The sequence below is a fragment of the Streptomyces sp. NPDC002851 genome (genome assembly GCF_053591935.1).
The window spans coordinates 1-24,278 of record NZ_JBSFUT010000037.1 but is presented as its reverse complement, the minus strand read 5'-3'; the positions used below and the strand labels follow the sequence as shown (position 1 = coordinate 24,278).

Below are 24,278 nucleotides of genomic sequence, written 5' to 3'. Positions count from 1 at the left end.
ATGACATGGGAGACGGCAATGGCGGAGCGGGCGTTGATCGCGGGGGTCGGCGGCAAGGAGCCCCAGGTGGACGAGGCGGCCTTCACCGCGCCCACGTCGGTCGTGGTCGGCGACGTCACCCTCAAGGCCGGGGCGAGCGTCTGGTACCAGACGGTGCTCCGCGCCGACTGCGGCCCGATCGTGGTCGGCGCCGACAGCAACGTCCAGGACAACTGCACCGTGCACGTCGACCCGGGCTTCCCGGTGACGATCGGCGACCGGGTCTCCATCGGCCACAACGCGACCGTGCACGGCTGCACCGTCGAGGACGACTGCCTCATCGGCATGGGCGCCACCGTGCTCAACGGCGCGGTGATCGGCGCCGGTTCCCTGGTCGCCGCCCAGGCCCTGGTCCCGCAGGGCCTCCAGGTACCCCCGGGCTCCCTGGTCGCCGGGGTCCCCGCCAGGGTGAAGCGGCCCCTTACGGACGAGGAGCGCGAGGGGCTCAAGCTGAACGCGGCGATGTATACGGAGCTGGCCAAGCAGCACAGCGCCGCGTACGAAGGCTGACAAATTCAGCCCCTCCGGCGTTTGAGGAGCGGGGGTGCAGGGGGCAGAGTCCCCCCCCACGCGGCGTTAGCCGCATATCGACACAGCCGGGAAGGGGCGGGGCTGGGGAAGAATCACTCCGCCGCGGCACCGCTCGGCACCGCCTCTTCCGTAGCCGGACGCGGCACCGGTACCGCCGACGCCGCCTCCTCGCCCCGCGAGGCCTTCGCGCGCCGCTTCAGCACCACCATCGACGTGACCCCGACCGCCACCGCAAGCAGCAGCCCCAGCCACGAGAAGCGCTTCAGCCACGCCTCCGCGACGACGCCCACGTAATAGAGCACGGCCGTCGTGCCCCCGGCCCACAGCGCACCGCCGAGGACGTTCGCGGTGAGGAACTTCCAGTACGGCATCCGCAGGATCCCCGCGAGCGGGCCCGCGAAGATCCGGAGCAGGGCGACGAAGCGGCCGAAGAAGACCGCCCACATGCCCCAGCGTTCGAAGGACCGCTCGGCGGTGGCGATATTGGCCGCGCTGAAGTGCTTGGGGAACTTCCCGCCCAGCCAGCCGAGCAGCGGGCGGCCGCCCTTGCGGCCGATGGCGTAGCCGATGGAGTCGCCGACGATGGCACCGGCGGTGGCGCAGATCCCGAGGACCACGGGGTCGATCCGGTCGCTCTGCGAGGAGAGCAGCGCGGAGCTGACGAGGATGATCTCGCCCGGCAGCGGGATGCCCAGGCTCTCGACGCCGATGACCACGCCCACCAGGACGTAGATGCTGACCGCCGGCACGGTCTCGAGCCACTCCTGGATGTGCAACGCCGGTCCCTTCCGTCTGCCCTGTGCCCTGCGCGGCGCGCGCACCCCCCACGGCGCGCCCGCCGCGCAGCCTACTGGATCACGCGGTGGCGGCCGCGTCCCAGAGGTCACACAGGTGGTCGGCGTGGACCGAGGTGGAGACCTGGTTCCCGCCCGCCGAGGCGGTGCGCAGGCTCAGGACCCGGCCGTCGCCGTCCGGCACCGCGGGCTGCCCGTCGGCCCGCGGCACCCCGTGGCGGATGAACGAGCCCCAGTACTCCACCATCTGCCCGGCGAGCTCCCGCTGCTGAGCGTCGAGCGGACTGTCGAGCCCGAAGTGCCGGAAGAGGTACTGCACCTCGTTGACGTGCGTCGCCCCGAACTCGAAGTCCGTATCCAGGTTCCGCAGCGAGGCGAAGGGCGGTGAGGTGCGGTCCGCGAATTCGTACGCGTACACCCTGCCGCGATCCGCGAGCGCCCCGTCGAGCCGCAGCGCGGGACAGGCCATCAGCTGGTCGCCGACCGCCGCGGAGAACGCGTGCGTGGGCGAGCGGTAGGAGTCGAGCGGGTAGCGGTCGTACGCCGCGGCGCCCTGCTCCGGCCCGAACTCCCGCTCCAGGGCCCGCGGATACTCCTGTGCCGTCAGCGGTGTGCCCTGCCCGTCGTACGCGGCGAAGCCGAAGAGGGTGCCCTCGTCCTGATTGGCCCCGTTGAGCACGGGGATCCCTGCGGCAGCACCCTCCGCGAAGGCCCGTACCGGCTGCTCCGGCAGGAACGCGCCACCGACCACCGGACCCCAGTCGAACCCGCCCTGCGCGGCGAGGATCTCCCGCGCCGACTTGCCGCGCAGACAGGCGGGCGCGGTAGCGGGGTCCGGGCACCCGGCCTTCTCGGCGAATGCGGCACCGTCCGCGACGGCCGCCTTCTGCTCCCGCGCCGCGCAGTCCCCGTACGCACCGCTCTGCACGATGGCGCGGTGGATCAGGCCCCGGGTCGTGGGCGAGGCCAGCTGGGTGCAGACCGAGCGGCCGCCCGCCGACTCCCCGGCGACGGTGACCCGGTGCGGATCGCCGCCGAAGTTCCCGATATTGGCCCGCACCCAGCGCAGCGCCGCGCGCTGGTCGAGCATGCCGTAGTTCCCGGATACGCCGGATACCCCGGATGCCCTGCCCGGGGCCTCGTCGTCGAGGCCGTCGGCGGCGAGGAAACCCATCGCGCCCAGGCGGTAGTTGACGGTGACGACGACGCTGCCGGTCTTCGCGGCGAACTCATCGGGCACGACGTCCTGGCCCGCGCCCGCGGTCAGGCCACCACCGTGCAGCCAGACCATGACGGGCAGTCGGGCGCCCGCGTCGCCCCCTTTGCGCTTCCCGCCCGGCGTATAGACGTTGAGATACAGACAGTCCTCGGTATGGGTCGGGTCCTCGTACCCCGGATCCCAACTCGCCGTCTGCACACACTTGTTGCCGAACTCGGTAGCCTTCCGCACGCCGTCCCAGGCCCGCACGGGCCGCGGCTCCCGCCAGCGCAGCTCGCCGACGGGCGGTGCCGCGTAGGGGATGCCGAGGAACTCGCGGCCCTGAGCCGTGACCGCGCCGCGCACGAGCCCGGCGTCGGTGCGCGCCACGGCGTCCGCACGTTCCTCGGTGGCTTGCGCCGTCCCCGGGCCCGGCCCCCACGCGACCGCACCCGCCGTCAGCAGCCCGGCGAGGACCGCGGATATTCGCGCACGAACACTCGCTGCCCGCCTCACGCGACACCACCCCCCACCACGACCTCGGCCCGCAGCGGCAGATCCCCCGCAGAGTGCCCGACCCGGACGCCGCGCCGCCCGGTGCCGAGCACCCAGCCGTGCCGCTCCGGATCCCAGGACGAAAGAGAACGCGCGGCGATCCGCACCGTCACCCGACGCCACTCCCCCGCCTCCAGGTTCAGCCTCCGGTACCCGGCCAGCGCCAACTCGGCCTGGTCGAGCCGTACTTCAGGAGATGGTTCGACGTACACCTGAGCGACCTCGACACCCGCACGCGCCCCAGTGTTCCGCACCGTGAAGCTCGCCACCACCGCGTCCCCGACGGGCCGCACCTCCAGGTCCTCGTACGCGAAGGTGGTGTACGACAGGCCGTGCCCGAAGGGGAACAGCGGCCGCACGCCCCGCTTCTCGTACCAGCGGTAGCCGAGGTGCACGCCCTCCGAGTACTCCTCGACGCCGTCCACGCCCGGGTAGCGCTCCGGGTTTCCGGCCATCGGGTGGGTGGCGTCGTCGACCGGGAAGGTCTGGGTGAGGCGGCCGCCGGGGTCGGCGTCGCCGAAGAGTACGGCGGCGGTGGCGGCGGCGCCCTCCTGGCCCGGGTAGTACATCTGGAGCACGGCGGCGGTCCGCTCCAGCCAGGGCATCGACGTCGCGGACGAGGTGTTGAGGACCACGGTGGTCCGCGGGTTGGCCGCGGTCACCGCCTCGATCAGCTCCTCCTGGTGGCCCGGCAGCGCGAGGGTCGTACGGTCCTGGCCCTCGGTGGCGTCCTCGTACGCGAAGAGCAGCACGCTGTGCGCGTCCCGCGCGTTCCGTACGGCCTTGGCGACGTCCGCCTTCCGGGTCGCGCCGGTGACCCGCCGCAGCCGGAAGAGCTGGCCCTCGTCGCCGCCCTTCGCGGTGATCTTCAGGCGGTGCTTGCCCGCCGTGAGCCCGAGGGTCCTGCGGCGTACGTCGAGCCCGTCGGGGGCGTAGGTCACCAGGCCGCCGCTGAACAGCTCGCCGACGCCCGGCTGCACGGGGAACAGCTCCTCGCCGTCGAGCAGCACCTTGGGGCGCTCGCCGGAGTAGTGGATGACGAAGGTCCACTCGGCTTCCTCGTCATCCTCGGCGTCCTGGGCGTCCTGGGCGTCCTCGGCGGCCTTGTCGACGGTGAGCGTTCCGTCGTACGTCCAGTCGCGGCGCGGTTCGACGCCCTGTCCTTCGGCGTCGAAGCCGGGGCTGAGCGCGCCGTCCGGGAGCGGCTTGCCGTAGAGGTCCTCGCCGAGTGCGTACGTCACCTGGGCGGGCTCGCCCGCGCGTTCACCCTCGACCTGGCCCGCGCGGGCGCGGATCGCTTCGAGCGGGCTGTCCGCACGGTCCGGGACGACGTGGGCGCTGCCACCGCCGCTGACGAAGGGGTATGTGCCGGTGGGCCCGATGACGGCGATGCTGCGGGCCGCCGGGCCGGTCAGGGGCAGCGTGCCGCGCTCGTTGCGGAGCAGCGTGGCCCCGGCCTTGGCGACGTCGTAGGCGACCTTGGCCCCGGCCCTCGGGTCGCGGCCGGGGCGCGGCGGGGGGCTGCCGTCGAGCAGGCCGAAGCGGTCCATGACGGCGAGGATGCGGCGCACGGCGCGGTCGACGTGCGCCTCGGGCACGCTGCCGTTCTGGACGGCCTTCTTCAGGGCCGCCCCGAAGTAGGTGCCGTCGGGCATCTCCATGTCGAGCCCGGCGGTGATCGAGGCGACGGTGCTGTGGGCGGCGGTCCAGTCGGTCATCACCCAGCCGTCGAAGCCCCAGCGGTCCCGCAGGATGTCCGTGAGCAGCGTCTTGTTCTCGCACGCGAAGGTGCCATTGACCTTGTTGTACGCGCCCATGACGGAGCCCGCCCCGGCGGCGATGGCGGCCTCGAAGCCGCGCAACTCGGTCTCGTGCAGGGGCTGTTCGCGTACCCGGACATCGATCGACGTGCGGTCCTTCTCCTGGTTGTTCACCGCGAAGTGCTTCACCGTCGCGATCAGGCCCTCGCCCTGGATGCCGCGGATCTCCTCGGCGACCAGGTCGGCGGCGAGCAGCGGATCCTCGCCGAAGGTCTCGAAGTTCCGGCCCGCGTACGGGGTGCGGATCAGGTTGACCATGGGCGACAGAAGGACGTCCTGGCCGAGCGCCCGTCCCTCGCGGCCGATCACCTCGCCGTAGGCGCGGGCGAGCGCGGGGTCGAAGGCGGAGGCGAGCAGCACGGGCGCGGGCAGTGCGGTGGCGTGCTTTTCGACGCGTACGCCTGCGGGCCCGTCGGCGAGCCGGAGCGGCGGGATGTTCAGGCGCGGCACCCCCGGCACGTACCCGGCCTGGCCGAGGGACTTGGGGTCCTCGCCGCCGTGCAGCAGGGAGATCTTCTCGTCGAGGCGGAGCCGGGCGACGAGGGACTCGACGCGCGGCCCGGCCGCCGGGTCCCGTCTGGCGTGTGTGTGCGCGGCGGCGTGCGAGGGGGTGGCCAGTCCTGCGGTCGCGGCGGAGGCGACCGTGACGGCACCTCCGAGCAGACGCAGCGCTGACCGCCGGGACACGGTGTCGGACATTGGCCGTCACTCCTTGGGGTATATACACGTGCCAACGACAGGCCGACGTTCGGCCTCCGAACGCACTATGCGCCAGGACCGACTTGACACGTCGTTAGACACCACCGCTTGCGCCGGGAAAGCTATGAGCGAGGGTGAAGCGTGTCAATAAGTTGAACAAAGAACGACAGGGGCGGCAGGGACGACAGCGGCATGAGAGGCAGCAGGAACACAGAAGGCGCCGACCGGAACCCGTGGTTCCGGCCGGCGCCTCCGCCGTTCCTCAATCGCCCGTTCCTGATGGGGCCTCAGCCGTTGGGGCGCAGCGTCCAGACGACCGTCATCTCGCCCGTCACCGCACCGTCCTCGCGGGTGATCTGGATGGCGACCGGGAACTCGGGCCGCTCGCCCGCGTCCAGCTCCGCGACCACGTCCGCGGCCGGGCGGCCGAGCGTCGCCGTGGCGGTCACCGGGCCCATGGCGAGCTTCTTGTACGCGATGTCGGCGCTGACGGCCAGCGGCACCGCCCGCGACAACTGCTCCCCGAAGGCCGCGAGCACGATCGCACCGCTCGCGGACTCGCCGAGCGTGAACATCGCTCCGGCGTGCGGCCCGCCGACGTGGTTGTGGTAGTCCGGCTGGTCGGGCAGGCGGACCACGGCCCGCTCGGGGGTGGTCTCGGCGAACTCGAGGTTCAGGGTCCGGGCCATCGGCACGGTGGCGGCGAGCATCTCGCCGATCGTCATCTGGTCAGCGCTCATGACCGGGATGTTACCCGTGGGTAGCACCCTTGACCATCCCCGTCCGCGCCGCTCCCACGCCCCTTCTCGACCTCTTTGTACGGAGTGCGTGCACCACGGCGGTCACAATCAGGGGCGGCCGTGGCGACGGGATGCGGCCCCCCTTATCGTTACTGGCCATGTGGCCAGGACAGCAGCCGCCCGGGGGCGAGCAGAACCCGCAGGACCCGAACCAGAACCCGTACCAGAAGCCGGGGTACCAGCAGCAGCCGAACCCGTATCAGCAACCCGGGTATCCGCAGCAGCCGACCCCGCACCCGCAGACGGGACAGCAGCCGGGTCAGCCGGGGCAGCAGCCCGGGCAGCCACCGGCACAGGCGGGCCCGCCCGGACAGCCGCCGGTCCCACCCGGCCCGCCCGGACAGCCGCCGACCCAGCCCGGTCAGCCTCTGGTCCAGCCCGGTCAGCTCGGACAGCCTCCGGTCAACCCGCAGTGGAACGCGCCGACCGTTCCCGTCGGCTCCCCCAACGGGCCCGGCGACGACCGCCGCAAGACCACGATCATCGCCGTCGCCGCGGCGACCGCGGTCGTCGTGGCCGCGGGCGTGACCGGTTTCCTGGTGCTCGGCGGCGACAAGGACGACGAGTCCAAGGGCGGTGACGCCAAGCCCTCCAACTCCGCCTCCTCCTCGGCAGCACCCGCCGACCCCACGCCGACCGACAACCCGCGGGCGGGCGACAGCGAAGGCGACGTCAAGCCGGTCGTCAAGGGCTGGAGCGTCGTGGTCAACCCCAAGCGAGGCGCGGCCTTCGACGTACCGAAGGACTGGACGATCAGCGACCCGAGCCGCTCCATCGGCTACGAGGACGTGAAGACCAAGCAGCCCGTCACCTCCATGACCGGGGTCGCCGAGTACAAGGAGGACTGGTGCGAGTACGACGAGAACAAGGACGGTCGTACTGACGACTGGAGCCTGGCCGCGGCCGGTATCAAGGGGGCCAACGGCGCCAAGAACACCGGCGAGGCCGCGCAGAACACCGTCGGCTGGTGGATCTACGGCCCGTACACCCAGCCCAACCAGAAGAACATCAAGCTCTCCAAGCCCTCCTCCTTCACCACCGACTCCGGCCTGAAGGGCAGCATCGCCTACGCCGAGTCCAACGGCGTCAAGAAGCAGCACAAGTGCCACACGGAGGGCAAGGCCGTCTCCTTCGCCTTCAAGAACTCCGTCAATGACTACGCGGTCTTCACGCTCTTCGGACCGAAGGACGTGAAGGACGAGCTCAGCAACGACACCATCAAGAAGATCCTCAAGAGCATCCGGCTCTCCGGCGACCCGATCCAGGACTGACCCCGGGTCAGCCGATGCTGAACGCCCCGTCCGGCGGCTCCGGCGAGGCCACGGCGTCCTGCTCGCGTACGGCGGTCGCGTCCCCGATGAGGCGGCGCACCGCCGTACCGTGCTCCACCCGGGCCGGGAAGGCGTCGGCGGCGGTGCGGCGGGTGAGCGCCGGGAGGTCGAGCTCGTGGTGCGCGGCGACCAGGACGGCGTTGCCGAAGCGGCGGCCGCGCAGCACGGCGGGTTCCGCGATCACGAGGAGATGCTCGAACACGGCGCGGAACGTGGCGAGTTGGGAGCGGAGAAACGTGAACGGCGCACTGTCCGCCAGGTTGGCGGCGTAGACACCGCCGGGGCGAAGCACCCGCTCCGCCGCACGGGCGTAGCCGAGCGTGCTGAGGTGCGCGGGCACCCGGGAGCCGCCGAAGACATCGGCCACGATCACGTCCGCACTGTCCTCGGGCGCGGCGGCAAGCCAGGCGCGGGCGTCGGCGATATGCGTACGGATGTCCGCACCCGGGTCGACCGGCAGGCACTCGGCGACCAGATCCCGCAGTCCGCCGTCCGCCTCGATGACCTGTTGCGCCGAGCCGGGCCGGGTGGCGGCGAGATAGCGCGGCAGGGCCAGCGCCCCGCCGCCCAGGTGCACGGCGTCGACCGGGCGGCCCGGCGCCGCGCTGACGTCCAGGACGTGGACGACCCGCTGGGCGTACTCGAACTCCAGGTACGTGGGGTCGTCGAGGTCGACGTACGACTGCGGCGCACCGTCGACCGTGAGCAGCCAGGCGCGCGGCCGGTCGACGTCCGGCATCAGCTTGGCGGTGCCGTGGTCCACGGCTCGGGTCACGGGTATCTGCTCGTCCACCCGACCATTGTGCGCGTACACGCCAGGGCCCCGGGCATCACCTTGAGTAAGATAATCCGCACGACACGTCACTGAGGCTCGGTGCGCGAATCGGTACGCGAAAGGGGTTGCGTATGACGGTGGCCCAGGAGCCCGGCTCGGAGCCTCTCGTTCCGCCCGTGAATTCGCACAATGAGTGGGATCCGCTGGAGGAGATCATCGTCGGACGGCTCGACGACGCGACGATCCCCTCGGACCATCCGGTCGTGGGCTGCAACATCCCGCCGTGGGCGGCGCGGTTGCAGGGGCTCGCCGCCGGGCTCAAGTACCCGCGCAAGCTGATCGAGCCGGCACAGCGCGAGCTCGATGACTTCATCACGCTCCTTCGGTCCCTGGGCATCACGGTCGTACGCCCGGACGCGGTCGACCACAGGCGGCGCTTCTCCACCCCCGACTGGTCGTCGCGCGGCTTCTGCAACACCTGTCCGCGGGACAGCATGCTCGTCATCGGTGACGAGATCATCGAGACCCCGATGGCCTGGCCGTGCCGCTACTTCGAGACCCACTCGTACCGCGCGCTCCTGAAGGACTACTTCCGGCGCGGCGCGCGCTGGACGGCGGCCCCGAGGCCGCAGCTCACCGACGCGCTCTTCGAGCCGGACTTCCGCATTCCCAAGGCCGGTGAGCCGATGCGCTACATCCTCACCGAGTTCGAGCCGGTATTCGACGCGGCGGACTTCGTCCGCGCGGGACGCGATCTGTTCGTGACGCGGAGCAATGTCACCAACGGCATGGGCATCGACTGGCTGCGCCGCCATCTCGGGCCCGGTTACCGCATCCACGAGATCGAGAGCCGCTGCCGTACGCCCATGCACATCGACACGACGTTCCTGCTGCTCGCGCCCGGCAAGGTCCTGATCAATCCGGAGTACATCGATGTCGACCGGCTGCCGGACGTCCTGAGGTCGTGGGACGTCCTTGTCGCCCCGGAGCCCGAGCCGATCGACGAGCGCGTGCTCAAGTTGACCTCGATGTGCGGCAAGTGGCTCAACATGAACGTGCTGATGGTCGACGAGAAGCGCGTCATCGCGGAGCGGCACCACACCGGCATGCTGCGCGCGCTGGAGAAGTGGGGCTTCGAGCCGATCCCCTGCGACCTGCTGCACTACGCGCCGTTCGGCGGGTCCTTCCACTGCGCGACGCTCGACGTGCGCCGCCGCGGCACGCTCGAGTCGTACGTCTGAGCGTGCCGCGGCAGCGACGGCGGTGGCGGTGACGCGTCCCGTCGGTTCGGGTCGCGTCACCGCCGTCCGTCGTCCGGCGTTCCGCCGTGCACAGATAGAACTGCGGCCGGTACCCCGTGGTGACCGGGGTGGTGGCGAACATGAGGTCAGCAATGGTTCCGAGGAGTGTGACGCCGACACCGCTCCGGCGATGACAGGGTGCAGGCCAGTACGGCCGTACGACGCCGCTCGTTTCCCTGTGGGCTTGTCATCGACTTTCTGACACCGTTTCATGGGCATGATCCGGCACCGATCCGGCCGCGCGCCGCCGCTTGCCGATCTTGCCCATCAATCGGTCGATTCCTGAACAGGATCATTTGCCATCGCGAGGCTGTCCCGGGCGCACGGCTTTGTGTGCGCCCGGGACAGGGCCTACCGGAACGCCGGCAGGTTGCGTGCTACCCACTCGCCGAAGGAACTGGCCGGGTGGTGGAGCACGGCCTCCACGTCGGGGCTGATCTTCTGCTCTGCCGGGAGTGGGACGCCGAGTACATCGAGAGTGCCGGTGACAACCTCATCTGGCATGAACTGTGCCATGCGGGCATGGGCGTCCTCGCGGGACAGTTCCACGAAGGTCACCTCGTCGCCCAGGGCTTCCGAGATGACTGCGGCCTGCTGGCGCGGGCTGATCAGCTCGGGGCCGGTCAGCTCGTACACGTGGCCCGCGTGACCGTCCTCGCGCAGTGCGACTGCGGCAACTGCGGCGATGTCCGCCGGGTCGATGACAGGCAGTGCCACGTCCCCAAACGGGGCGAAGATCGTGCGCTTGGTGCGGACCGTCTCGGCCCAGGCGAAGGCGTTGGAGGCGAAACCGCCCGGGCGCAGGATGGTGAAGTCTCGTCCGGCCGCGCGCACGGCCGACTCGAACTCCCGCAGGCGGGCGTGCGAGAGCGCTTCGGGGCGGGTGGCGCTGACCTGCGACGAGACCAGGACGATCCGCTCGACCCCGGCATCTGTTGCCCTGTCGAGCAGGGTGGTCGGGTTCTCGCCTCGGCTGTTGAGCTCGCCGCCCAGCAGGAGAAACAAGGCGCGGGCTCCTTCGAGGGCGGGCCGCAGGCCCGTGGCGGTCCCGATGTCGGCCTGGGCCCACCGGACACCAGCCGCCAGTCCGGCGGGCCGGGGTCGCCGCGACACGGCCACGACCTCTTCGCCCGCCTCGACCAGCAGTTCCACCAGCGTCCTCCCGATGTTGCCGGTAGCACCTGTCACTGCGATCATGATGACCCCGCCTATGAGTTAGTTGGCTGACTAAGAAGAACGTAGCACGCGTCCACCGACGGCTGTCTATAGTTAGTTGGGTGACCAACTCAGTGAATCGGCGGGTGCGGGCGTCGCAGAAGCGTCAACGGCTGACGTCGGCGGCGGCGCGGGTCCTGCATGAGCAGGGGGTCGAACGCACCACCCTCGGCGACATCGCGCGCGAGGCCGATGTCCCTGTGGGGAACGTGTACTACTACTTCAAGACCAAGGACGAGCTGGTCCAGGCCGCGCTGTCCGAGCACAGCGCGCACCTGGACGAACTCACCGGCCGGCTGGAGCAACTGGCCGACCCGTGCGACCGCCTCAAGGCGCTGATCGAAGCGTGGGTCGACCAGCGCGATGTCGCCGCCCGCTACGGCTGCCCCACCGGCACCCTGGCCGTCGAGCTCGACAAGCGCGCCGACGGGACCCTCGACACCGAGGCCGGCGCAGTCATCCGGCGGCTGCTGGACTGGGCCGGACGCCAGTTCCGCGAGCTGGGCCTGCGCGACCCGGACGACCTGGCCCTCACTCTCATCTCCGCTTACCAGGGCATGTCACTCCTGGCCAACGCCCTGCGCGACCCGGACATCATGACCCGCGAAGGAACCCGCCTCCTACGCTGGCTCGACTCTCTCCGGGCTCCCGACGGGCACCTGTAACCCAGCGCGCGACCATCGGCCGGGCTCACCTGCCGATACACTCGCCGGGCCGTTCAGGGTGTTCACGTAGGCTGGCGGCCTGGCCAAGCTGTCCGAGGATCATGAGCTGGTATCCGCGTACCACGGTGACAACTACGCGCCACTGATGCGGCGTCACTTCCGCAGCCACCGCGAGGTCTTGTCGGACCTGACCGAGGCGTTGGAGATGGTGGCCATCTCCACCGACGACGAGGTGCTCCGGGCGGTGGAGTTCTGCCAGGCCATGCGCCTCCGCGGCAGCGAGTGGGTACCGGCGACGTACACCGTCATCGACGAGAACGGCGCCGAGAAGACGCGGACGGCCACGGCCGGGCTCGCCTCGCAGATGTGGCTGCTGCGCATCCTTCGACAAGCGCGGGCAGGGGAAGATCAACCGGCGGCACTTCGAGGTGTGCACGCTGTCCTACCTGGTGCAGGAGCTGCGGACCGGCGACGTGGCAGTGATCGGCTCGGAGTCGTATGCCAACCTGCACGACCAGCTGCTGTCGTGGGAGGCGTGCCAGCCGCTGGTCGCCGGGTACCGCGAGCAGGCGGGACTGCCCGACACCGCCACCGCGTTCACTGCGGCGCTCAAGCAGCAGCTGACCGTTGGACACGGGCGCCAATATGAGCATTGCGCTACGGACGCCCGGCAGCCGGGCGTCGTTCGCCGCCTTCAGGTGTTCCCAGGGACGGCGACGCGAAGGTCGAGGAGCTGTTGGGTATGCACCGGCACGTGATTCTCGGCGAGGCCATCGATGAGGCCTGCCACCGGAACCGGCTGGTCCAGCACGAGCGCGTCGTTGGACAGGAGGATCGTCGGCACCAGAACCGCGGCGGCTTTCTCGTTGAGCTGATCGGCGATGTCGCAGAGAACCTCGGCTTGGCTCCGGACATGATCAATCAATTCCGCCCGGCCCGAGTGCTCGGCGATGATCCGGTCAAGATTCCAGGTGTCGAGGGAGATCCGGTTGTCGAAGGTGGGGCGCGAGCCGGCGACGATGCCAAGAGCCACCGCCGCGGTCGCGGCGTCGACGCTGAGGAGATGGGCCAAGATCTGATCGGCGCTCCATTCTCCGTCGGCGCCTTCGCCGAGGTCGGGGATTGCCGCCGCATCGAGCAACTTGTCGTAGGCGCTGCGAAGTGCTGTCGTGTCCATGATCTGCTTCCAGTCAGTCGGGGCGTGCTGAGCGCGCGTCCAGCTCCGCCGCCTCGGCGACGCGCTTGATCTTCGCCAACCGCCGATCCCAGTCGGCCGCCAGCGAGGCCATCCACCGCGCCGTCGCGTCCAGCGCCGCGGGCCGTACCGTGTAGCGCACCTCGCGTCCGACCCGGCTGCTGGAAACCAGCCCGGCGGCGTCCAGGACGGCGAGGTGCTTGACCACCGCCTGCCGCGAGACGGGAAGCCGTGCGGCGAGCGTCGTCGCGGTGGCCTCGTCCTGGGCGGCGAGCAGTTCGAGCAGCTGACGCCGGGTCGGGTCGGCGAGTGCGGCAAGGACGCTGTCGACGACCTCGGCGGCGCCGGGACGTTCCTCCGTCACGTGGAGGGCTGTTCGGCGCGCGTCTTGAGCGCGTCGAGCTCCAGGGGCCAGCCTGCGCTGTGGTCCTTCAGGTTCTGACTGCGCAGCTCCTGGGACCCGGCCAGCGCCGCGAACCCGCTCTCGACGACGCGCAGCCGCGTCTGGTCGCCTTCCGGGGTCAACGTGAACTCCACGAGGGTGCTGTTGTCCTCGCGCAGCTCTTCTCCGGGGAACGCGCTGGTCCAGCGGTACGCGAGGTACGTCGGCGGCTCGACCTTCTCCACCCGCACCGGGAAGTCGCCGTGCTCTGCGTTCTTCGCCACCATCGACTCACCTTCTTTGGCCATCGTGCCGGGCAGGCTCGCCTTGTCGGCCACCCAGAACCCGGGTTGGGCCACCAGCGACCAGACCCGCTCCACGGGTGCCGCGATCAGGGTTTCGCGCTCGATCCGGTCCTCGCTCATGAGGGGCTCCTTCACCGTCATTGGATGCAACCCCAGAGTTGCACGTTGATTCTTCGGGTGCAACCTGAGAGTTGCACTTCGATCGCGCGTCACATGGAAGCGGGTGCGCGGTGGTGCGTTTCTGCCGCGGTAAGTCCGGCATTTACTGTGGCAGAGCCGGAATGGGTGGACGAGTGGTGATCGAACAGGCGCCCGCGCCGGAGGACGGGCGCATTGCCGTTGCCACGCACTCGGGCGCACCGCTGTCCACCTACCCCGTCGTATGCCGCGGCGGTCGAGCGGTACCTCACCGGCGCGGCATCGCGAAGTCCTCCGCGCGGATCTACCGGATCTCGCTCACCACCTGGGGGTTGATGCTGCGCGGCGAGCTGGCCCTGGCAGGCCTCGTGGCTCTCGCCACGGATCGTGAAAATCCGCTTCCATCTCCTGCGCTGCCGGTTTGCCTGCGCCTCACTGCTCCGTCGACCGGAGTTTGCCGACTACGTGTCCCATGCCTTCTGGGGCGGGGAACAGTCGGTCAGAGAGCTCGGAGAGGTGGCATCGTGCCGGACCCGCGATTCGTCGTCATCGGCAAGGGGATCCGTAGAAGGGGCAGGCTGCTCGCGGCTGCCTTCCGGCCGCCGGCATCGGCGCTCGGGACCGACCCGGGGACCGGGGCGGACGGGAAGCCGCTGCTGCCCGGTGTGCCGACGCCGCGCACCAGCGGTGAGGACGCGTATGACGCGTATATCGCGCCCCGGGCGCCCCGCCTGGTCGAGTCGCCCGTCTTCGTCCTCTCCCCGGTGCGCTCCGGCTCCACGCTGCTGCGGGTCCTCCTGAACAGTCACTCGCGGATCCGCGCACCGCACGAGATGCATCTGCGGACCGTTCATGTGCGTATGGCACGGGACTTCACCGCCAAGGCCATGCGCGAACTGTCCCTCGACAAGGAGGAGTTGGAGCACCTGCTCTGGGACCGCATCCTCCACCTGGAGCTGCGGCGCAGCGGCAAGGACGTGATCGTCGACAAGACCCCGCCCAACACCTTCCTGTGGCCGCGGCTGCACCGTGCCTGGCCGGACGCCAAGTTCATCTTCCTGCTCCGCCACCCCGGAGCCGTCGTCACCTCGCTCGCCCAGCGCCGGGCCGAGCCCGACCCGGAGCAGATCCTCGACGAGGTGACGGAGTACGCCGAGCACCTGGAGGAGGCCCGTAGGGAACTCCCCGGCCTCACGATCACGTACGAGGACCTGACCGCCGAGCCCGAGAACACCACCCGGGAGATCTGCTCCTACCTGGGTGTGGAGTGGGAGCCGGGGATGCTCGATTACGGCAAGCAGGACCACGGCACCTTCACGCCGCACATCGGCGACTGGAGCAGCAACATCAAGTCCGGCCGCATCCAGGCCGCGCGGGAGGCGGACGGCACCGAGCAGCTGTCGCCACGGCTGCGGGAGATCGCCGAGGCTTGGGGGTACGCCGCCGGGTAGGTCCGTTGACATCCGGTGACAATGGGGCCATGGCGACCCTGGTGGCTTTTCCCGCGCATCCTGATGACGAAGTCCTTCACATGGGCGGCGCCTTGGCGCGGGCCGCGGCCGAGGGGCACCGGACGGTGGTCGTGAGTGCCACGGACGGGGGGATGGGGGCCGCCCCTGATGTGGGAGAGCCGGTGCGGCTCGGGGAGTTGCGGGACAGCGGGCGGGCGCTCGGGGTCGCGCGGGTGGCCTCGCTGCGGTACGCGGACAGCGGGCACGGCAAGGATCTGTACCCGGACCCGCCGGACCGGACGCGTTTCGTGCGGGCCGGGACCGAGGAGGCGGCGGCGCGGCTCGCGGAGATCCTGCGCGCGGAGCGGGCCGATGTGCTGCTCGTGCACGACGCCAACGGCGGGTACGGGCACCGCGATCACATCAAGGCCCACCACGTCGGCGTCCGGGCGGCCGAACTCGCCGGGGTGCCCCGCGTGTTGGAGGCGACCATGCCGCGCGAGACCGTGACCGGCCTGGTGCGGCTCGCCCGGCTGCTGCGACTTCCGGTGCGGTACGGCGACGAGGCGCTGCGGTCCGCGTCCCGGCCGCGCGCCGCGGTCACGCACACGATCGGGGTGCGGCGGTACGCGGCGGCCAAGCGGGCGGCGCTCGCCGCGCACCGCTCCCAGGTGACCGGCACCGGGCGCTCGGCCCAGCTGTTCCGGGCCCTGGTGCGGCTCCCGGCGCCGGTGTTCGGGCTGCTGCTCGGCCGGGAGTGGTTCGTCGAACTGCCCCGGGGCGGGCGGGCGTTCCCTGCTGATACGGGCGGGGTCACGGCTCAGTTCGGGAGGACAGGGCCGAATCGGCGGCGGTAGGCCGAGGGCGAGAGTCCGGTCTCGCGGCGCATCAGGGCGCGGAGGTTCGCCGCGGTGCCGAGGCCGCTGCGCCGGGCGACCAGGTCGAGGCGGGCCTCGCCGCGCTCGATCAACCGGCAGGCCAGGGCGACCCGTTCGCCGCTGAGCCAGGCGAGCGGCGTGGTGCCGAGCTGTGTGCGGAAGCGGCGGTGCAGGGTCGCCGGGCTGACCGCGGCGCGGGCGGCCAGGTCGGCCACGGTGAGGGGCGCGTCGAGCCGTTCCTGCGCCCAGGCGAGCACCGGGGCGAGCGACTCGTCCGGCAGGTCCGGCACCGGGCGCTCCACGAACTGCCGCTGCCCGCCGTCCCGGTGGGCCGCGAAGACCAGGCGGCGGCTCACCGTGTTGGCGACCTCGGCGCCGTGGTCGCGGCGCACCACGTGCAGGCCGAGGTCGAGTGCGGCGGCGCTTCCGGCCGCGGTGAGGATGTCCCCGTCGTCCACGAACAGCACGTCCTGCTCGAGGCGTACGGCGGGGAAGCGCGCCCGGAACCGGTCGGCCCACTGCCAGTGCGCGGTGGCCCGCCGCCCGTCGAGCACCCCGGCCTCGGCCAGCGTGAAGGCCCCGCTGCACAGGCCGAGCAGCCGCGCCCCGCGCGCGTGCGCCCGGCGGACCGCGTCCAGGACGGCGGGGCGCCGGGGCACCTCGACGTCCGGCCGGTTGGGCACGATCAGGGTGTCCGCCTCGTCCACCGCCTCGAGCCCGGCCACGCCGGTCAGGGTGAAGAACCCGTCCCGCATCACGGTGCGGGGCGCGGGCGCGCAGAGCCGGAATTCATAGAGGTCGCGGCGGTGGCCGCCGAGTTCGGGCCGGTGCAGGCCGAACACCTCGGTGGCGCAGCCGAGTTCGAAAGGGTTCGAGTTCTCGTCGACGAGTACGACGACGCGGTGCAACGCCGGACGGGCGGTGTCCGGCTCAGGCGCGCCGGAACGGTGCGAGGATTCTTGCGGCATATGCGATTCCTAGCACTCGTACGGTGCCCTGTCACGGCCGAGGATGAGTCCATGAGCACCGCTTCCCGGCCCACGCCGGCCACCGAACCCATTGCCCTGTCCGACGCCCTGACCTCCTTCGACGCCCTGTGGAGCCCCCGCATCGTCACGCGCGTCAACGACTACGACGTACGCATCGCCAAGGTCGAGGGCGAGCACATCTGGCACGTGCACGACGACACCGACGAGTTCTTCCTGGTGATCGAGGGCGAGCTGCACATCTCGCTGCGCGAGCCGACCGGCGAACGCACCGTCCACCTGCCCCGGGGCGCCGTCTTCACGGTCCCGCGCGGCACCGAGCACAAGCCCTACTCCCCCACGGGCGCCGCCCTGCTGCTCTTCGAGCCCACCGGCACCCCGACCGTCGGCGACCGCCACGACGAGATCCCGGCCCACGTGGACGCGACCACGGGCCACGGCCTGTGGGACTGAGGGTTATAGGGTTCCTCTAATCGTGCCGACGCAAATCGGTCGCGTTACGCGACCGTAGCCTCCGCTTTCACCTGCGATTCTCGGAGTACGGGGACTCGGCCCGCCCTGAACGGATCGGTCGACCCCTGTTGGGTTCCTACGTACCACCGAGGAGGAATCGGGATGGATCAGCAGCGCGATGACGTGCTCGTCACGGGCGTGGGGGCGCTCACTCCGCTCGGCGCCGACGCCGCGTCGACCTGGGCGGGGCTGCTCGCGGGCAAGTCCGGCGTGACCCTGATCGACGAGGAGTGGGCCGCCGAATCGCCGGTGCGGATCGCCGCGCGGCTCCCGGTCGACCCGGCCGGGCTGCTCGACCGCGTACAGGCCAGGAAGCTGGACCGGTGCGAGCAGATCGCGCTGCTCGCCGCCCGCGAGGCGTGGCAGGACGCGGGCCGCCCCGAGGTGGACCCGGCCCGGCTCGCGGTGGTCATCGGCACCGGCACGGGCGGCGTCCTCACCACCCTCGGCCAGGACGACGTGCACGAGCGGTCCGGGGCGCGGCGGCTCTCCCCGTACGCGGTGCCGATGCTGATGCCCAACGGCCCGGCCGCGTGGGTCAGCATGGAGCTGGGCGCGCACGGCGGGGCCCGTACCCCGGTGAGCGCCTGCGCGTCCGGGGCCGAGGCCATCGCCATGGGCCTTGAGATGATCCGTGCGGGGCAGGCCGATGTGGTGGTGGCGGGCGGCGCGGAGGCGTGTCTGCACCCGTTCACGCTCGCCGCGTTCGCGCAGATGAAGGCGTTGTCGACGCGGAGCGAGGACCCGCAGGCGGTGTCCCGGCCGTTCGACGTGGACCGCAGCGGGTTCGTGATGGCCGAGGGCGCGGGCCTCGTCGTCCTGGAGCGGGCGGAGTTCGCACGCGCCCGGCGGGCCACGGCGTACGGCGTACTCGCGGGCGCCGCCGTCAGCTCGAGCGCCGCGCACATCACCGCGTCCGATACGCCGGGCCAGGTCCGCGCCATCCGGGCCGCCCTCGGCTCGGCGGGCCTCGCACCCGGCGACGTCGACCACGTGCACGCCCACGCCACCTCCACGGAGTCCGGTGACCTGGCGGAGGCCGAGGCGATCCGCGCGACCCTCGGCGACGGGGTCGCGGTCACCGCGACCAAGTCCATGACGGGCCACATGCTGGGCGCCTCGGGTGCGGTGGCCGCGATCGCCGCGCTGCTCACGCTGCGGGACGGGACGCTGCCGCCCACCCGCAACCTCGACCGCCTCGACCCGGCGGCGGACCTCGATGTGGTCCACGGCGAGGCCCGAACGGGCGCCTGGTCGGCGGGCCTGACCAATTCGTTCGGCTTCGGCGGTCACAACGTGAGCTTGTTGTTCACGCGGGGTGGGTGAGGCCGACAATCCAGCCCGTCCGGCGTTTGAGGACGAGCGTGTTCACCGAGGAGGGAGCGGGGTCGCGTTAGCAGCGGGCCTGGGGGCGCAGCCCCCAGAAGCGGCCACCCGTCCCACGGGACGGATGCGTGAGACGGAAGATGTGCGCCAGGGCTCAACCCGCTGCGGCCGCCTCCTTCGTGAACTCCACCGCCTGGGCCAGGCTCAGGCCCGGCTGCGCGTCCCGCAGGGCCTTGACGGCGCGGACGTCGTCGCCGGGTCCCTGGTATCCGGCGGCGGCCAGCTGTGCCCGGGTCCAGCGCACCCGTATCTCGGCATCGCTCGTCGCGGCGGTCTCGGCGACCAGCTCGAGGGCCCGGCGGAGCCCGGCGCGCTCCTCCTCGGGGGCGCGGTCGAGCGCCCACCGCAGCGTCTCGGTCAGCTCGTCCGAGTCCCGCAGTACGAGGACCGCGGTTTCCTGCCTACGTCCGAACATGGTGGTTCTTTCCCCCGAGTTGCTGCCGTACCGATGGTTCGAACAGGCAGTCTACGGGCGGGCCACGGAACCGCACGAGGCACCGTCTCAGAGGTTCTTCAGGGCCTCCCGCACCGACAGCGGCGCGAGCCGTTCCCGGTGGGCGGTGACGAAGGTGCGTACCGCCTCGGGGTCGGTCTTGGCGTACTCGCGCAGGCACCAGCCGATCGCCTTGCGGATGAAGAAGTCGGCGTGGTCTGCGCGGCGCAGGCAGTAACCGAAGAGGCGCTCGGTGTCGGTGGCGTCCTTGAAGCGCAGTTGGTGCAGGAGGGCCGTGCGGGCCACCCACAGGTCGCCGTCCTCGATCCACTCGTCCATGTCCGGGCGCAGGCCGGGGTCGGCCGCGACGAGGCCGCCGACCACATGGGCGGCGAGCGGGTCGACGGTGTCCCACCAGGAGACCGTGGTGATCAGGTGCCGGGCGACGGGCAGAAAGCCGGAGGAGCAGCGCTTCACATGGCGGCGCAGATAGTCGACGGCGAAGTAGTGGTACTCGCGCTCGGGCAGCCGCCAGCAGCGCAGCGCGACCGCCGCGCAGTCCTCTTCATCAGGGCGCGGCAGCCCGGCGAGCACGGTCCGCGAGAGGGCGCGCCGCTCAACGGACGGGATGCCGAGGAAGGGCACGACACCCTTCATGTACGCCTCCACGGCTGGGACCCGCTCCGGCCGCGCCCCTTGTGGATACGTGGCGACCAGCCGCTCCAGGACAGTGTCAGCAAGATCGCTCGCAGGTACGGGCGCGCCAGGGTCCAGCTGCGGACCTTCGTCTCGTTCGTCTCCTCGCGGCGCTGTGACGCTCATGAGACGCACCATACGGCGAACGCACATATACGTCGGTTACTGTCGCCGGATGCTCGACTCCGCCACCCGGCCGTCGGCCGCCGCGAGCCAGGGTCCCGCCCCGCGCATCGGCAGAGCGCTGCTCTCGCCGTGGTCGCGGCTCTCCTTGCTCGTGGTGCTGCTCGCCGCCGCGGGCAGCTGCGTGCTGCTCTTCGAGCCGCAGCGGCATCTGGCCGACGGCTGGCCGCCGCAGCTGAGCGGCGCGGCCGCGGTGGTCCTTTTCGCGGTGGCGTACGGGATATGCACGGTGGCGTTCGTACCGCGGCCGCTGCTCAATCTCGCCGCGGGCGCCGTGTTCGGCTCGCAGGCGGGGCTCGTGGGCGCGCTCGCCGGGACGGTGTTCGGCGCGGGGCTCGCCTTCGGTCTGGGCCGGGTGCTCGGCCAGGACGCGTTGCGGCCGCTGCTTCGCGGGCGCTGGCTGCTCGCGGTGGACGGCCAGCTGAGCCGGCACGGCTTCCGCTCGATGCTGGCCGCGCGGCTCTTTCCCGGGGTGCCGTTCTGGGCGGCGAACTACTGCGCCGCGTTCTCCCGGATGCGGGCGTTCCCGTTCCTCCTGGCGACCGGGCTCGGCTCGATCCCGAATACGGCGGCGTACGTGGTGGCGGGCAGCCGCGCCGCGACGCCGACGTCGCCCGTCTTCCTGATCGCGATGGGCTTCATCGCGGTGACGGGCCTAGCGGCGGCGGCGGTGGCCTGGCGCAAACGCCACCGCTTGCGCGGCATGCCGGGCCGCTAGGTCCTGTCCTCCGAATCATCCCGATCATCGCGGCGGCGAAAGGGATCCCTCGGACGGGGCCCGTACCGCCGGACGGTACGCTGCCCCGCGACGGTCAGAAGATCCTGCCGCCACAGAGCTTCGCCGCCACCTTGACCTCTTCCGCAGCCCGTCGGGCCGCCCGCGGGCGACCCGGCGCACGATCACATCCGGGACGGCACAGGCTCCATGAGCTGGTTCGAATCGTTCATCCTCGGACTCGTCCAGGGGCTCACCGAGTTCCTGCCCATCTCGTCCAGCGCGCATCTGCGCCTGACGGCCGCGTTCGCCGGCTGGCAGGACCCGGGGGCCGCCTTCACGGCGATCACGCAGATCGGTACCGAGACGGCGGTCCTGATCTACTTCCGCAAGGACATCGGGCGGATCCTCTCGGCCTGGTCCCGCTCGCTCTTCAACAAGTCGATGCGCTCCGACCACGACGCGCAGATGGGCTGGCTGGTCATCGTCGGCTCACTGCCGATCGGGGTGCTCGGGCTCACGCTCAAGGACCAGATCGAGGGCCCGTTCCGCGATCTGCGCCTGATCGCCACGACCCTGATCGTGCTCGGCATCATCCTCGGCATCGCGGACCGGCTCGCCGCACGCGACGAGGACGGCGGCAGGCACCGAGCCGTGAAGCAGCGCAAGACGCTCAAGGACCTGGGCGTCCGGGACGGCCTGATCTACGGCTTCTGCCAGGCCATGGCGCTCGTACCGGGCGTCTCCCGCTCCGGCGCCACCATCAGCGGCGGCCTGTTCATGGGCTACACCCGCGAGTCCGCGGCCCGCTACTCCTTCCTGCTCGCCATCCCGGCCGTACTCGCGTCCGGCGGCTACGAGCTCTATGACGTCTACAAGGACAACGCGGCAGGCGAGGCCACCCACGTCACCTGGGGTCCGACGATCTTCGCCACCGTCATCGCGTTCGCCGTGGGCTACGCGGTGATCGCCTGGTTCATGAAGTTCATCACGACCAAGTCCTTCATGCCCTTCGTCTACTACCGCATCATCCTGGGCGTGGTGATCTTCGCCCTGGTCGGCGCGGGCGTGCTCAGCCCGCACGCGGGCGAGGTCGGTGGCGGGCTCGCGCCCAAGTCGTCGGGCTGACCCTGCTCCGGATGCGGCGCGGCGGGAAGGGGAGTAATCTGCAACCAAATGGTTGTAGATGAGTTGGTCGAAGAGACGGTGGACCGGCTGTTCCACGCCCTTGCGGATGCCACACGGCGGGACATTCTGCGGCGTTCCGCTCAGGGTGATCTGTCGGTGTCGCGGCTCGCGGAGACGTATCCGATGAGCTTCGCCGCGGTGCAGAAGCATGTCGCGGTGCTTGCGCGGGCCGGTCTGGTGACCAAGGTGCGGCGCGGGCGCGAGCAGCTCGTGCGCGCCGAGCCCGGGGCCGTCCAGCGGGCGCGTCAGGTACTCGACGAGCTCGAGGCGTCCTGGCGGGGCCGCGTGGACCGGATGGCCCAGGTGATCGCGCAGGACCGTACCGGCGACCCGGCCAACACGGCGGAAGGACCCCCAGATGACTGTGACCAGCGTCGACAAGGACCTTGACAACCTGACCCTCACCCTGATCGCCGACTTCGACGCTCCGGCGGAGCGGGTGTGGCAACTGTGGGCCGACCCGCGGCAGTTGGAGCGCTGGTGGGGGCCTCCGACCTGGCCCGCGACGTTCGAGGACCACGATCTGACGCCGGGTGGCCGGGTCACGTACTACATGACCGGGCCCACGGGCGAGCGGATGCACGGCTGGTGGAAGGTCACCTCGGCGAATCCGCCCAAGTCCCTTGAGTTCGTGGACGGTTTCTCGGACACCGAGGGCAATCCGGTCACCGACATGCCGACCATCACGATGCGGATGCAGTTGACCGCACACGACGGCGGCACCCGGATGGAGATGCACTCGTCCTTCGACTCCCGCGAGCACATGCAGCAGCTGCTCGACATGGGCATGGAGGAAGGTCTCGCCGAGGCGGTCGGGCAGATCGACGCGTTGCTGGCCGGTCGAACACCAGGGCCGATGGCCGACTGAACAAGGCCGCTGGCCGACGGAACAAGGTCGCTGGCCGCTTGAGTCGGCACGTTTCCGTGACGGACCCCTTGGAGCCTTGGTGATCATGCCTTAGCGTTCCGGGCCATGATCAACGCAATCACAAGGGGAACCGTCCCGGTGGCCGTGGTGTGCGGCTGTCTCGCCGTCGGCACCACGGCCGCCGTGGCCGGGGACGCGGCCTCCCCCGCGCCCGCCGCCGCATCCGCCGCCGCGCCCGACCCCTCGGGCTGGCACGAGGTCGGCTCCGGTATCGAGCGCGGGGTGAGCGGCATCGCAGTGGCCGGAAGCGAACCGTCCGCGACCGGCGCGGTCGAGCTCGTCGTCGTACGGGACAACAAGGACACGGGCCAGAGCCGCATCGCGACCGTCCACCTGACCCCCGACAACGCGGTGACCAGGGAACTCGCCTGGCGCGGACCGCTGCCCACCGACCTGGAGGCGCTCGACGCCGTGCCGGGCCGACCCGGGCGCTACATCGCCGTGTCCAGCAAGGGCATGACGTACGACCTGGACGTGACCCGTACGACGGCGACCGTGCGCGGCGCTCCCGTGCGGCTGCCGGATGTCCGGGACGGCGACAACTACGAGAGCTTCGCGCTGCACCGGGACGCCTCCGGGCGGCTCTTCGCGGTCTGGGCGACCCGGGGCAAGAGCGCCGAGAAGTCCGTCGTACGCGCCGCCCCGGCGACGGCGGGCCGGGACGGGCTGCGGATCGCCGACCCCACGTCGCGGGCCGAGTTCGCCGTGCCGCTGCCGGACGAGGACGAGGTGCGGCACATCAGCGACCTCAAGGTGCTCGGGGACGGCACGCTGCTCGTGTCCTCGGCCTCCGACCCCAATGTCAACGACGGGCCGTTCGCCTCGGCCGTCTACTACGCGGGGCGCCTGACAGTCGACGGCACAGGCGACCGCGACCGCAACCGCAACCGCAACCGCAACGGGGACGCCGTGCTCGACCTCAAGTCGGCGCCGGAACTCGTTCCGCTGCACTCGTTCGACAAGGGCGACAACCGCAAGATCGAGGCCGTCGCCGCGCTGCCCGGCGGGCGCGGGGTCTGGGGCACCGACGACGAGAACTTCGGCGGCGCCGTGCGCGTCGACCCGCTCCCCTCCACTCCCTGACCCCCGACCCGCGGGCGGCGGCCCCCACGACCAGCGGACCCGGGCCGGCTAGAGTTTAAAAAACAAACAAACAAAAAAAAAAAAACAAAAAAAAA

Annotated in this window: 26 protein-coding genes; 13 read left to right on the top strand and 13 right to left on the bottom strand. The window is 71.0% G+C overall.

Annotated features, from left to right (window positions below; all coding sequences use genetic code 11):
• Positions 1-18: 18 nt before the first annotated feature.
• Positions 19-549, top strand: coding sequence for a gamma carbonic anhydrase family protein (locus ACWD10_RS30520; protein ID WP_451096748.1), 531 nt, complete (start codon positions 19-21; stop codon positions 547-549).
• 113 nt (positions 550-662) lie between these two features.
• On the opposite strand, the gene ACWD10_RS30515 is transcribed toward ACWD10_RS30520, so the two are convergent.
• The 4 genes from ACWD10_RS30515 to ACWD10_RS30500 all read right to left on the bottom strand — a co-directional run bounded on the left by ACWD10_RS30515 (position 663) and on the right by ACWD10_RS30500 (position 6,376).
• Positions 663-1,346 carry a DedA family protein gene (locus tag ACWD10_RS30515; protein ID WP_451096746.1) on the bottom strand — a complete coding sequence of 228 codons (684 nt, stop codon included), beginning with the start codon at positions 1,344-1,346 and terminating at the stop codon, positions 663-665.
• Positions 1,347-1,425: 79 nt separating this feature from the next.
• Complete coding sequence (locus ACWD10_RS30510) at positions 1,426-3,078, bottom strand: carboxylesterase/lipase family protein (protein WP_451096744.1); 1,653 nt, start codon at positions 3,076-3,078, stop codon at positions 1,426-1,428.
• Positions 3,075-5,636, bottom strand: a complete 2,562-nt coding sequence (locus tag ACWD10_RS30505; protein ID WP_451096742.1) for a beta-glucosidase — start codon at positions 5,634-5,636, stop codon at positions 3,075-3,077. The genes ACWD10_RS30510 and ACWD10_RS30505 overlap by 4 nt, the downstream gene beginning before the upstream one ends.
• A gap of 287 nt (positions 5,637-5,923) precedes the next feature.
• Positions 5,924-6,376 carry a DUF4442 domain-containing protein gene (locus ACWD10_RS30500; RefSeq protein WP_451096740.1) on the bottom strand — a complete coding sequence of 151 codons (453 nt, stop codon included), beginning with the start codon at positions 6,374-6,376 and terminating at the stop codon, positions 5,924-5,926.
• A 158-nt stretch (positions 6,377-6,534) separates the two neighbouring features.
• On the opposite strand from ACWD10_RS30500, the gene ACWD10_RS30495 reads away from it, so the two are divergent.
• On the top strand, positions 6,535-7,707 hold the full coding sequence (locus ACWD10_RS30495) for a hypothetical protein (RefSeq protein ID WP_451096738.1): 1,173 nt from the start codon (positions 6,535-6,537) through the stop codon (positions 7,705-7,707).
• A gap of 7 nt (positions 7,708-7,714) precedes the next feature.
• Here the strand turns inward: ACWD10_RS30495 and ACWD10_RS30490 are convergent, their stop codons facing one another.
• Positions 7,715-8,560 (bottom strand): spermidine synthase, encoded by an 846-nt coding sequence (locus ACWD10_RS30490; protein WP_451096736.1) that lies wholly within the window; start codon positions 8,558-8,560, stop codon positions 7,715-7,717.
• Positions 8,561-8,673: 113 nt separating this feature from the next.
• On the opposite strand from ACWD10_RS30490, the gene ACWD10_RS30485 reads away from it, so the two are divergent.
• Complete coding sequence (locus ACWD10_RS30485) at positions 8,674-9,783, top strand: amidinotransferase (RefSeq protein WP_451096734.1); 1,110 nt, start codon at positions 8,674-8,676, stop codon at positions 9,781-9,783.
• 411 nt (positions 9,784-10,194) lie between these two features.
• On the opposite strand, the gene ACWD10_RS30480 is transcribed toward ACWD10_RS30485, so the two are convergent.
• Positions 10,195-11,040 carry an SDR family oxidoreductase gene (locus tag ACWD10_RS30480; protein WP_451096732.1) on the bottom strand — a complete coding sequence of 282 codons (846 nt, stop codon included), beginning with the start codon at positions 11,038-11,040 and terminating at the stop codon, positions 10,195-10,197.
• 80 nt (positions 11,041-11,120) lie between these two features.
• Here ACWD10_RS30480 and ACWD10_RS30475 point away from each other — a divergent pair, with 80 nt between their 5' ends.
• The gene (locus tag ACWD10_RS30475; protein ID WP_451096730.1) at positions 11,121-11,723 is read left to right on the top strand and encodes a TetR/AcrR family transcriptional regulator; all 603 of its coding nucleotides are present in this window, start codon (positions 11,121-11,123) and stop codon (positions 11,721-11,723) included.
• A 153-nt stretch (positions 11,724-11,876) separates the two neighbouring features.
• Here ACWD10_RS30475 and ACWD10_RS30470 read toward each other — a convergent pair whose 3' ends face one another.
• From ACWD10_RS30470 to ACWD10_RS30455, 4 genes are all read right to left on the bottom strand, one after another.
• A complete protein-coding gene (locus tag ACWD10_RS30470) occupies positions 11,877-12,104 on the bottom strand; it encodes a hypothetical protein (protein WP_451096728.1) in 228 nt (75 codons plus the stop codon).
• 313 nt (positions 12,105-12,417) lie between these two features.
• Complete coding sequence (locus ACWD10_RS30465) at positions 12,418-12,900, bottom strand: hypothetical protein (protein WP_451096726.1); 483 nt, start codon at positions 12,898-12,900, stop codon at positions 12,418-12,420.
• A 13-nt stretch (positions 12,901-12,913) separates the two neighbouring features.
• Positions 12,914-13,282, bottom strand: coding sequence for an ArsR/SmtB family transcription factor (locus tag ACWD10_RS30460; protein WP_451096724.1), 369 nt, complete (start codon positions 13,280-13,282; stop codon positions 12,914-12,916).
• Complete coding sequence (locus ACWD10_RS30455; protein ID WP_451096722.1) at positions 13,279-13,725, bottom strand: SRPBCC domain-containing protein; 447 nt, start codon at positions 13,723-13,725, stop codon at positions 13,279-13,281. Before ACWD10_RS30455 ends, ACWD10_RS30460 begins: the two co-directional genes overlap by 4 nt.
• A gap of 542 nt (positions 13,726-14,267) precedes the next feature.
• Here ACWD10_RS30455 and ACWD10_RS30450 point away from each other — a divergent pair.
• Both ACWD10_RS30450 and ACWD10_RS30445 read left to right on the top strand, forming a co-directional pair.
• Positions 14,268-15,194 carry a sulfotransferase family protein gene (locus ACWD10_RS30450; RefSeq protein ID WP_451096720.1) on the top strand — a complete coding sequence of 309 codons (927 nt, stop codon included), beginning with the start codon at positions 14,268-14,270 and terminating at the stop codon, positions 15,192-15,194.
• A gap of 29 nt (positions 15,195-15,223) precedes the next feature.
• Positions 15,224-16,051: a PIG-L deacetylase family protein gene (locus tag ACWD10_RS30445; protein ID WP_451096718.1), complete on the top strand. Its 828-nt coding sequence runs from the start codon at positions 15,224-15,226 to the stop codon at positions 16,049-16,051.
• Here the strand turns inward: ACWD10_RS30445 and ACWD10_RS30440 are convergent.
• Positions 16,015-17,040 (bottom strand): GlxA family transcriptional regulator, encoded by a 1,026-nt coding sequence (locus ACWD10_RS30440; RefSeq protein WP_451096716.1) that lies wholly within the window; start codon positions 17,038-17,040, stop codon positions 16,015-16,017. The two genes, ACWD10_RS30445 and ACWD10_RS30440, sit on opposite strands and share 37 nt — an antisense overlap.
• Before the next feature lie 51 nt (positions 17,041-17,091).
• Here ACWD10_RS30440 and ACWD10_RS30435 point away from each other — a divergent pair, with 51 nt between their 5' ends.
• The gene (locus tag ACWD10_RS30435; protein WP_451096714.1) at positions 17,092-17,511 is read left to right on the top strand and encodes a cupin domain-containing protein; all 420 of its coding nucleotides are present in this window, start codon (positions 17,092-17,094) and stop codon (positions 17,509-17,511) included.
• Between the two features lie 162 nt (positions 17,512-17,673).
• Positions 17,674-18,897, top strand: coding sequence for a beta-ketoacyl-[acyl-carrier-protein] synthase family protein (locus ACWD10_RS30430; RefSeq protein WP_451096712.1), 1,224 nt, complete (start codon positions 17,674-17,676; stop codon positions 18,895-18,897).
• A 154-nt stretch (positions 18,898-19,051) separates the two neighbouring features.
• Here ACWD10_RS30430 and ACWD10_RS30425 read toward each other — a convergent pair whose 3' ends face one another.
• Together ACWD10_RS30425 and ACWD10_RS30420 are read right to left on the bottom strand one after the other, a co-directional pair.
• The gene (locus tag ACWD10_RS30425) at positions 19,052-19,372 is read right to left on the bottom strand and encodes a hypothetical protein (protein WP_451096710.1); all 321 of its coding nucleotides are present in this window, start codon (positions 19,370-19,372) and stop codon (positions 19,052-19,054) included.
• Between the two features lie 87 nt (positions 19,373-19,459).
• Entirely contained in the window at positions 19,460-20,212 is a 753-nt protein-coding gene (locus ACWD10_RS30420) for a DNA alkylation repair protein (protein WP_451096708.1), read from the bottom strand.
• A 49-nt stretch (positions 20,213-20,261) separates the two neighbouring features.
• On the opposite strand from ACWD10_RS30420, the gene ACWD10_RS30415 reads away from it, so the two are divergent.
• The 5 genes from ACWD10_RS30415 to ACWD10_RS30395 all read left to right on the top strand — a co-directional run bounded on the left by ACWD10_RS30415 (position 20,262) and on the right by ACWD10_RS30395 (position 24,183).
• Positions 20,262-20,987 carry a TVP38/TMEM64 family protein gene (locus tag ACWD10_RS30415; protein WP_451096706.1) on the top strand — a complete coding sequence of 242 codons (726 nt, stop codon included), beginning with the start codon at positions 20,262-20,264 and terminating at the stop codon, positions 20,985-20,987.
• Positions 20,988-21,194: 207 nt separating this feature from the next.
• Positions 21,195-22,112: an undecaprenyl-diphosphate phosphatase gene (locus ACWD10_RS30410; RefSeq protein ID WP_451096704.1), complete on the top strand. Its 918-nt coding sequence runs from the start codon at positions 21,195-21,197 to the stop codon at positions 22,110-22,112.
• 48 nt (positions 22,113-22,160) lie between these two features.
• Positions 22,161-22,562 (top strand): ArsR/SmtB family transcription factor, encoded by a 402-nt coding sequence (locus ACWD10_RS30405; RefSeq protein WP_451096702.1) that lies wholly within the window; start codon positions 22,161-22,163, stop codon positions 22,560-22,562.
• Positions 22,531-23,040, top strand: a complete 510-nt coding sequence (locus ACWD10_RS30400) for an SRPBCC family protein (RefSeq protein WP_451096700.1) — start codon at positions 22,531-22,533, stop codon at positions 23,038-23,040. Before ACWD10_RS30405 ends, ACWD10_RS30400 begins: the two co-directional genes overlap by 32 nt.
• A gap of 105 nt (positions 23,041-23,145) precedes the next feature.
• A complete protein-coding gene (locus ACWD10_RS30395; protein ID WP_451096698.1) occupies positions 23,146-24,183 on the top strand; it encodes a hypothetical protein in 1,038 nt (345 codons plus the stop codon).
• The last annotated feature ends 95 nt before the right edge of the window (positions 24,184-24,278 follow it).

Coding starts and splice junctions, on each gene's coding strand:
- ACWD10_RS30520 (WP_451096748.1), top strand. CDS start 19: ATGGCGGAGCGGGCGTTGATCGCGGGGGTCGGCGGCAAGGAGCCCCAG.
- ACWD10_RS30505 (WP_451096742.1), bottom strand. CDS start 5,636: ATGTCCGACACCGTGTCCCGGCGGTCAGCGCTGCGTCTGCTCGGAGGT.
- ACWD10_RS30500 (WP_451096740.1), bottom strand. CDS start 6,376: ATGAGCGCTGACCAGATGACGATCGGCGAGATGCTCGCCGCCACCGTG.
- ACWD10_RS30495 (WP_451096738.1), top strand. CDS start 6,535: ATGTGGCCAGGACAGCAGCCGCCCGGGGGCGAGCAGAACCCGCAGGAC.
- ACWD10_RS30485 (WP_451096734.1), top strand. CDS start 8,674: ATGACGGTGGCCCAGGAGCCCGGCTCGGAGCCTCTCGTTCCGCCCGTG.
- ACWD10_RS30480 (WP_451096732.1), bottom strand. CDS start 11,040: ATGATCGCAGTGACAGGTGCTACCGGCAACATCGGGAGGACGCTGGTG.
- ACWD10_RS30470 (WP_451096728.1), bottom strand. CDS start 12,104: ATGCGCAGCAGCCACATCTGCGAGGCGAGCCCGGCCGTGGCCGTCCGC.
- ACWD10_RS30465 (WP_451096726.1), bottom strand. CDS start 12,900: ATGGACACGACAGCACTTCGCAGCGCCTACGACAAGTTGCTCGATGCG.
- ACWD10_RS30455 (WP_451096722.1), bottom strand. CDS start 13,725: ATGAGCGAGGACCGGATCGAGCGCGAAACCCTGATCGCGGCACCCGTG.
- ACWD10_RS30445 (WP_451096718.1), top strand. CDS start 15,224: ATGGCGACCCTGGTGGCTTTTCCCGCGCATCCTGATGACGAAGTCCTT.
- ACWD10_RS30440 (WP_451096716.1), bottom strand. CDS start 17,040: ATGCCGCAAGAATCCTCGCACCGTTCCGGCGCGCCTGAGCCGGACACC.
- ACWD10_RS30435 (WP_451096714.1), top strand. CDS start 17,092: ATGAGCACCGCTTCCCGGCCCACGCCGGCCACCGAACCCATTGCCCTG.
- ACWD10_RS30430 (WP_451096712.1), top strand. CDS start 17,674: ATGGATCAGCAGCGCGATGACGTGCTCGTCACGGGCGTGGGGGCGCTC.
- ACWD10_RS30425 (WP_451096710.1), bottom strand. CDS start 19,372: ATGTTCGGACGTAGGCAGGAAACCGCGGTCCTCGTACTGCGGGACTCG.
- ACWD10_RS30420 (WP_451096708.1), bottom strand. CDS start 20,212: ATGAGCGTCACAGCGCCGCGAGGAGACGAACGAGACGAAGGTCCGCAG.
- ACWD10_RS30415 (WP_451096706.1), top strand. CDS start 20,262: ATGCTCGACTCCGCCACCCGGCCGTCGGCCGCCGCGAGCCAGGGTCCC.
- ACWD10_RS30410 (WP_451096704.1), top strand. CDS start 21,195: ATGAGCTGGTTCGAATCGTTCATCCTCGGACTCGTCCAGGGGCTCACC.
- ACWD10_RS30405 (WP_451096702.1), top strand. CDS start 22,161: ATGGTTGTAGATGAGTTGGTCGAAGAGACGGTGGACCGGCTGTTCCAC.
- ACWD10_RS30400 (WP_451096700.1), top strand. CDS start 22,531: ATGACTGTGACCAGCGTCGACAAGGACCTTGACAACCTGACCCTCACC.
- ACWD10_RS30395 (WP_451096698.1), top strand. CDS start 23,146: ATGATCAACGCAATCACAAGGGGAACCGTCCCGGTGGCCGTGGTGTGC.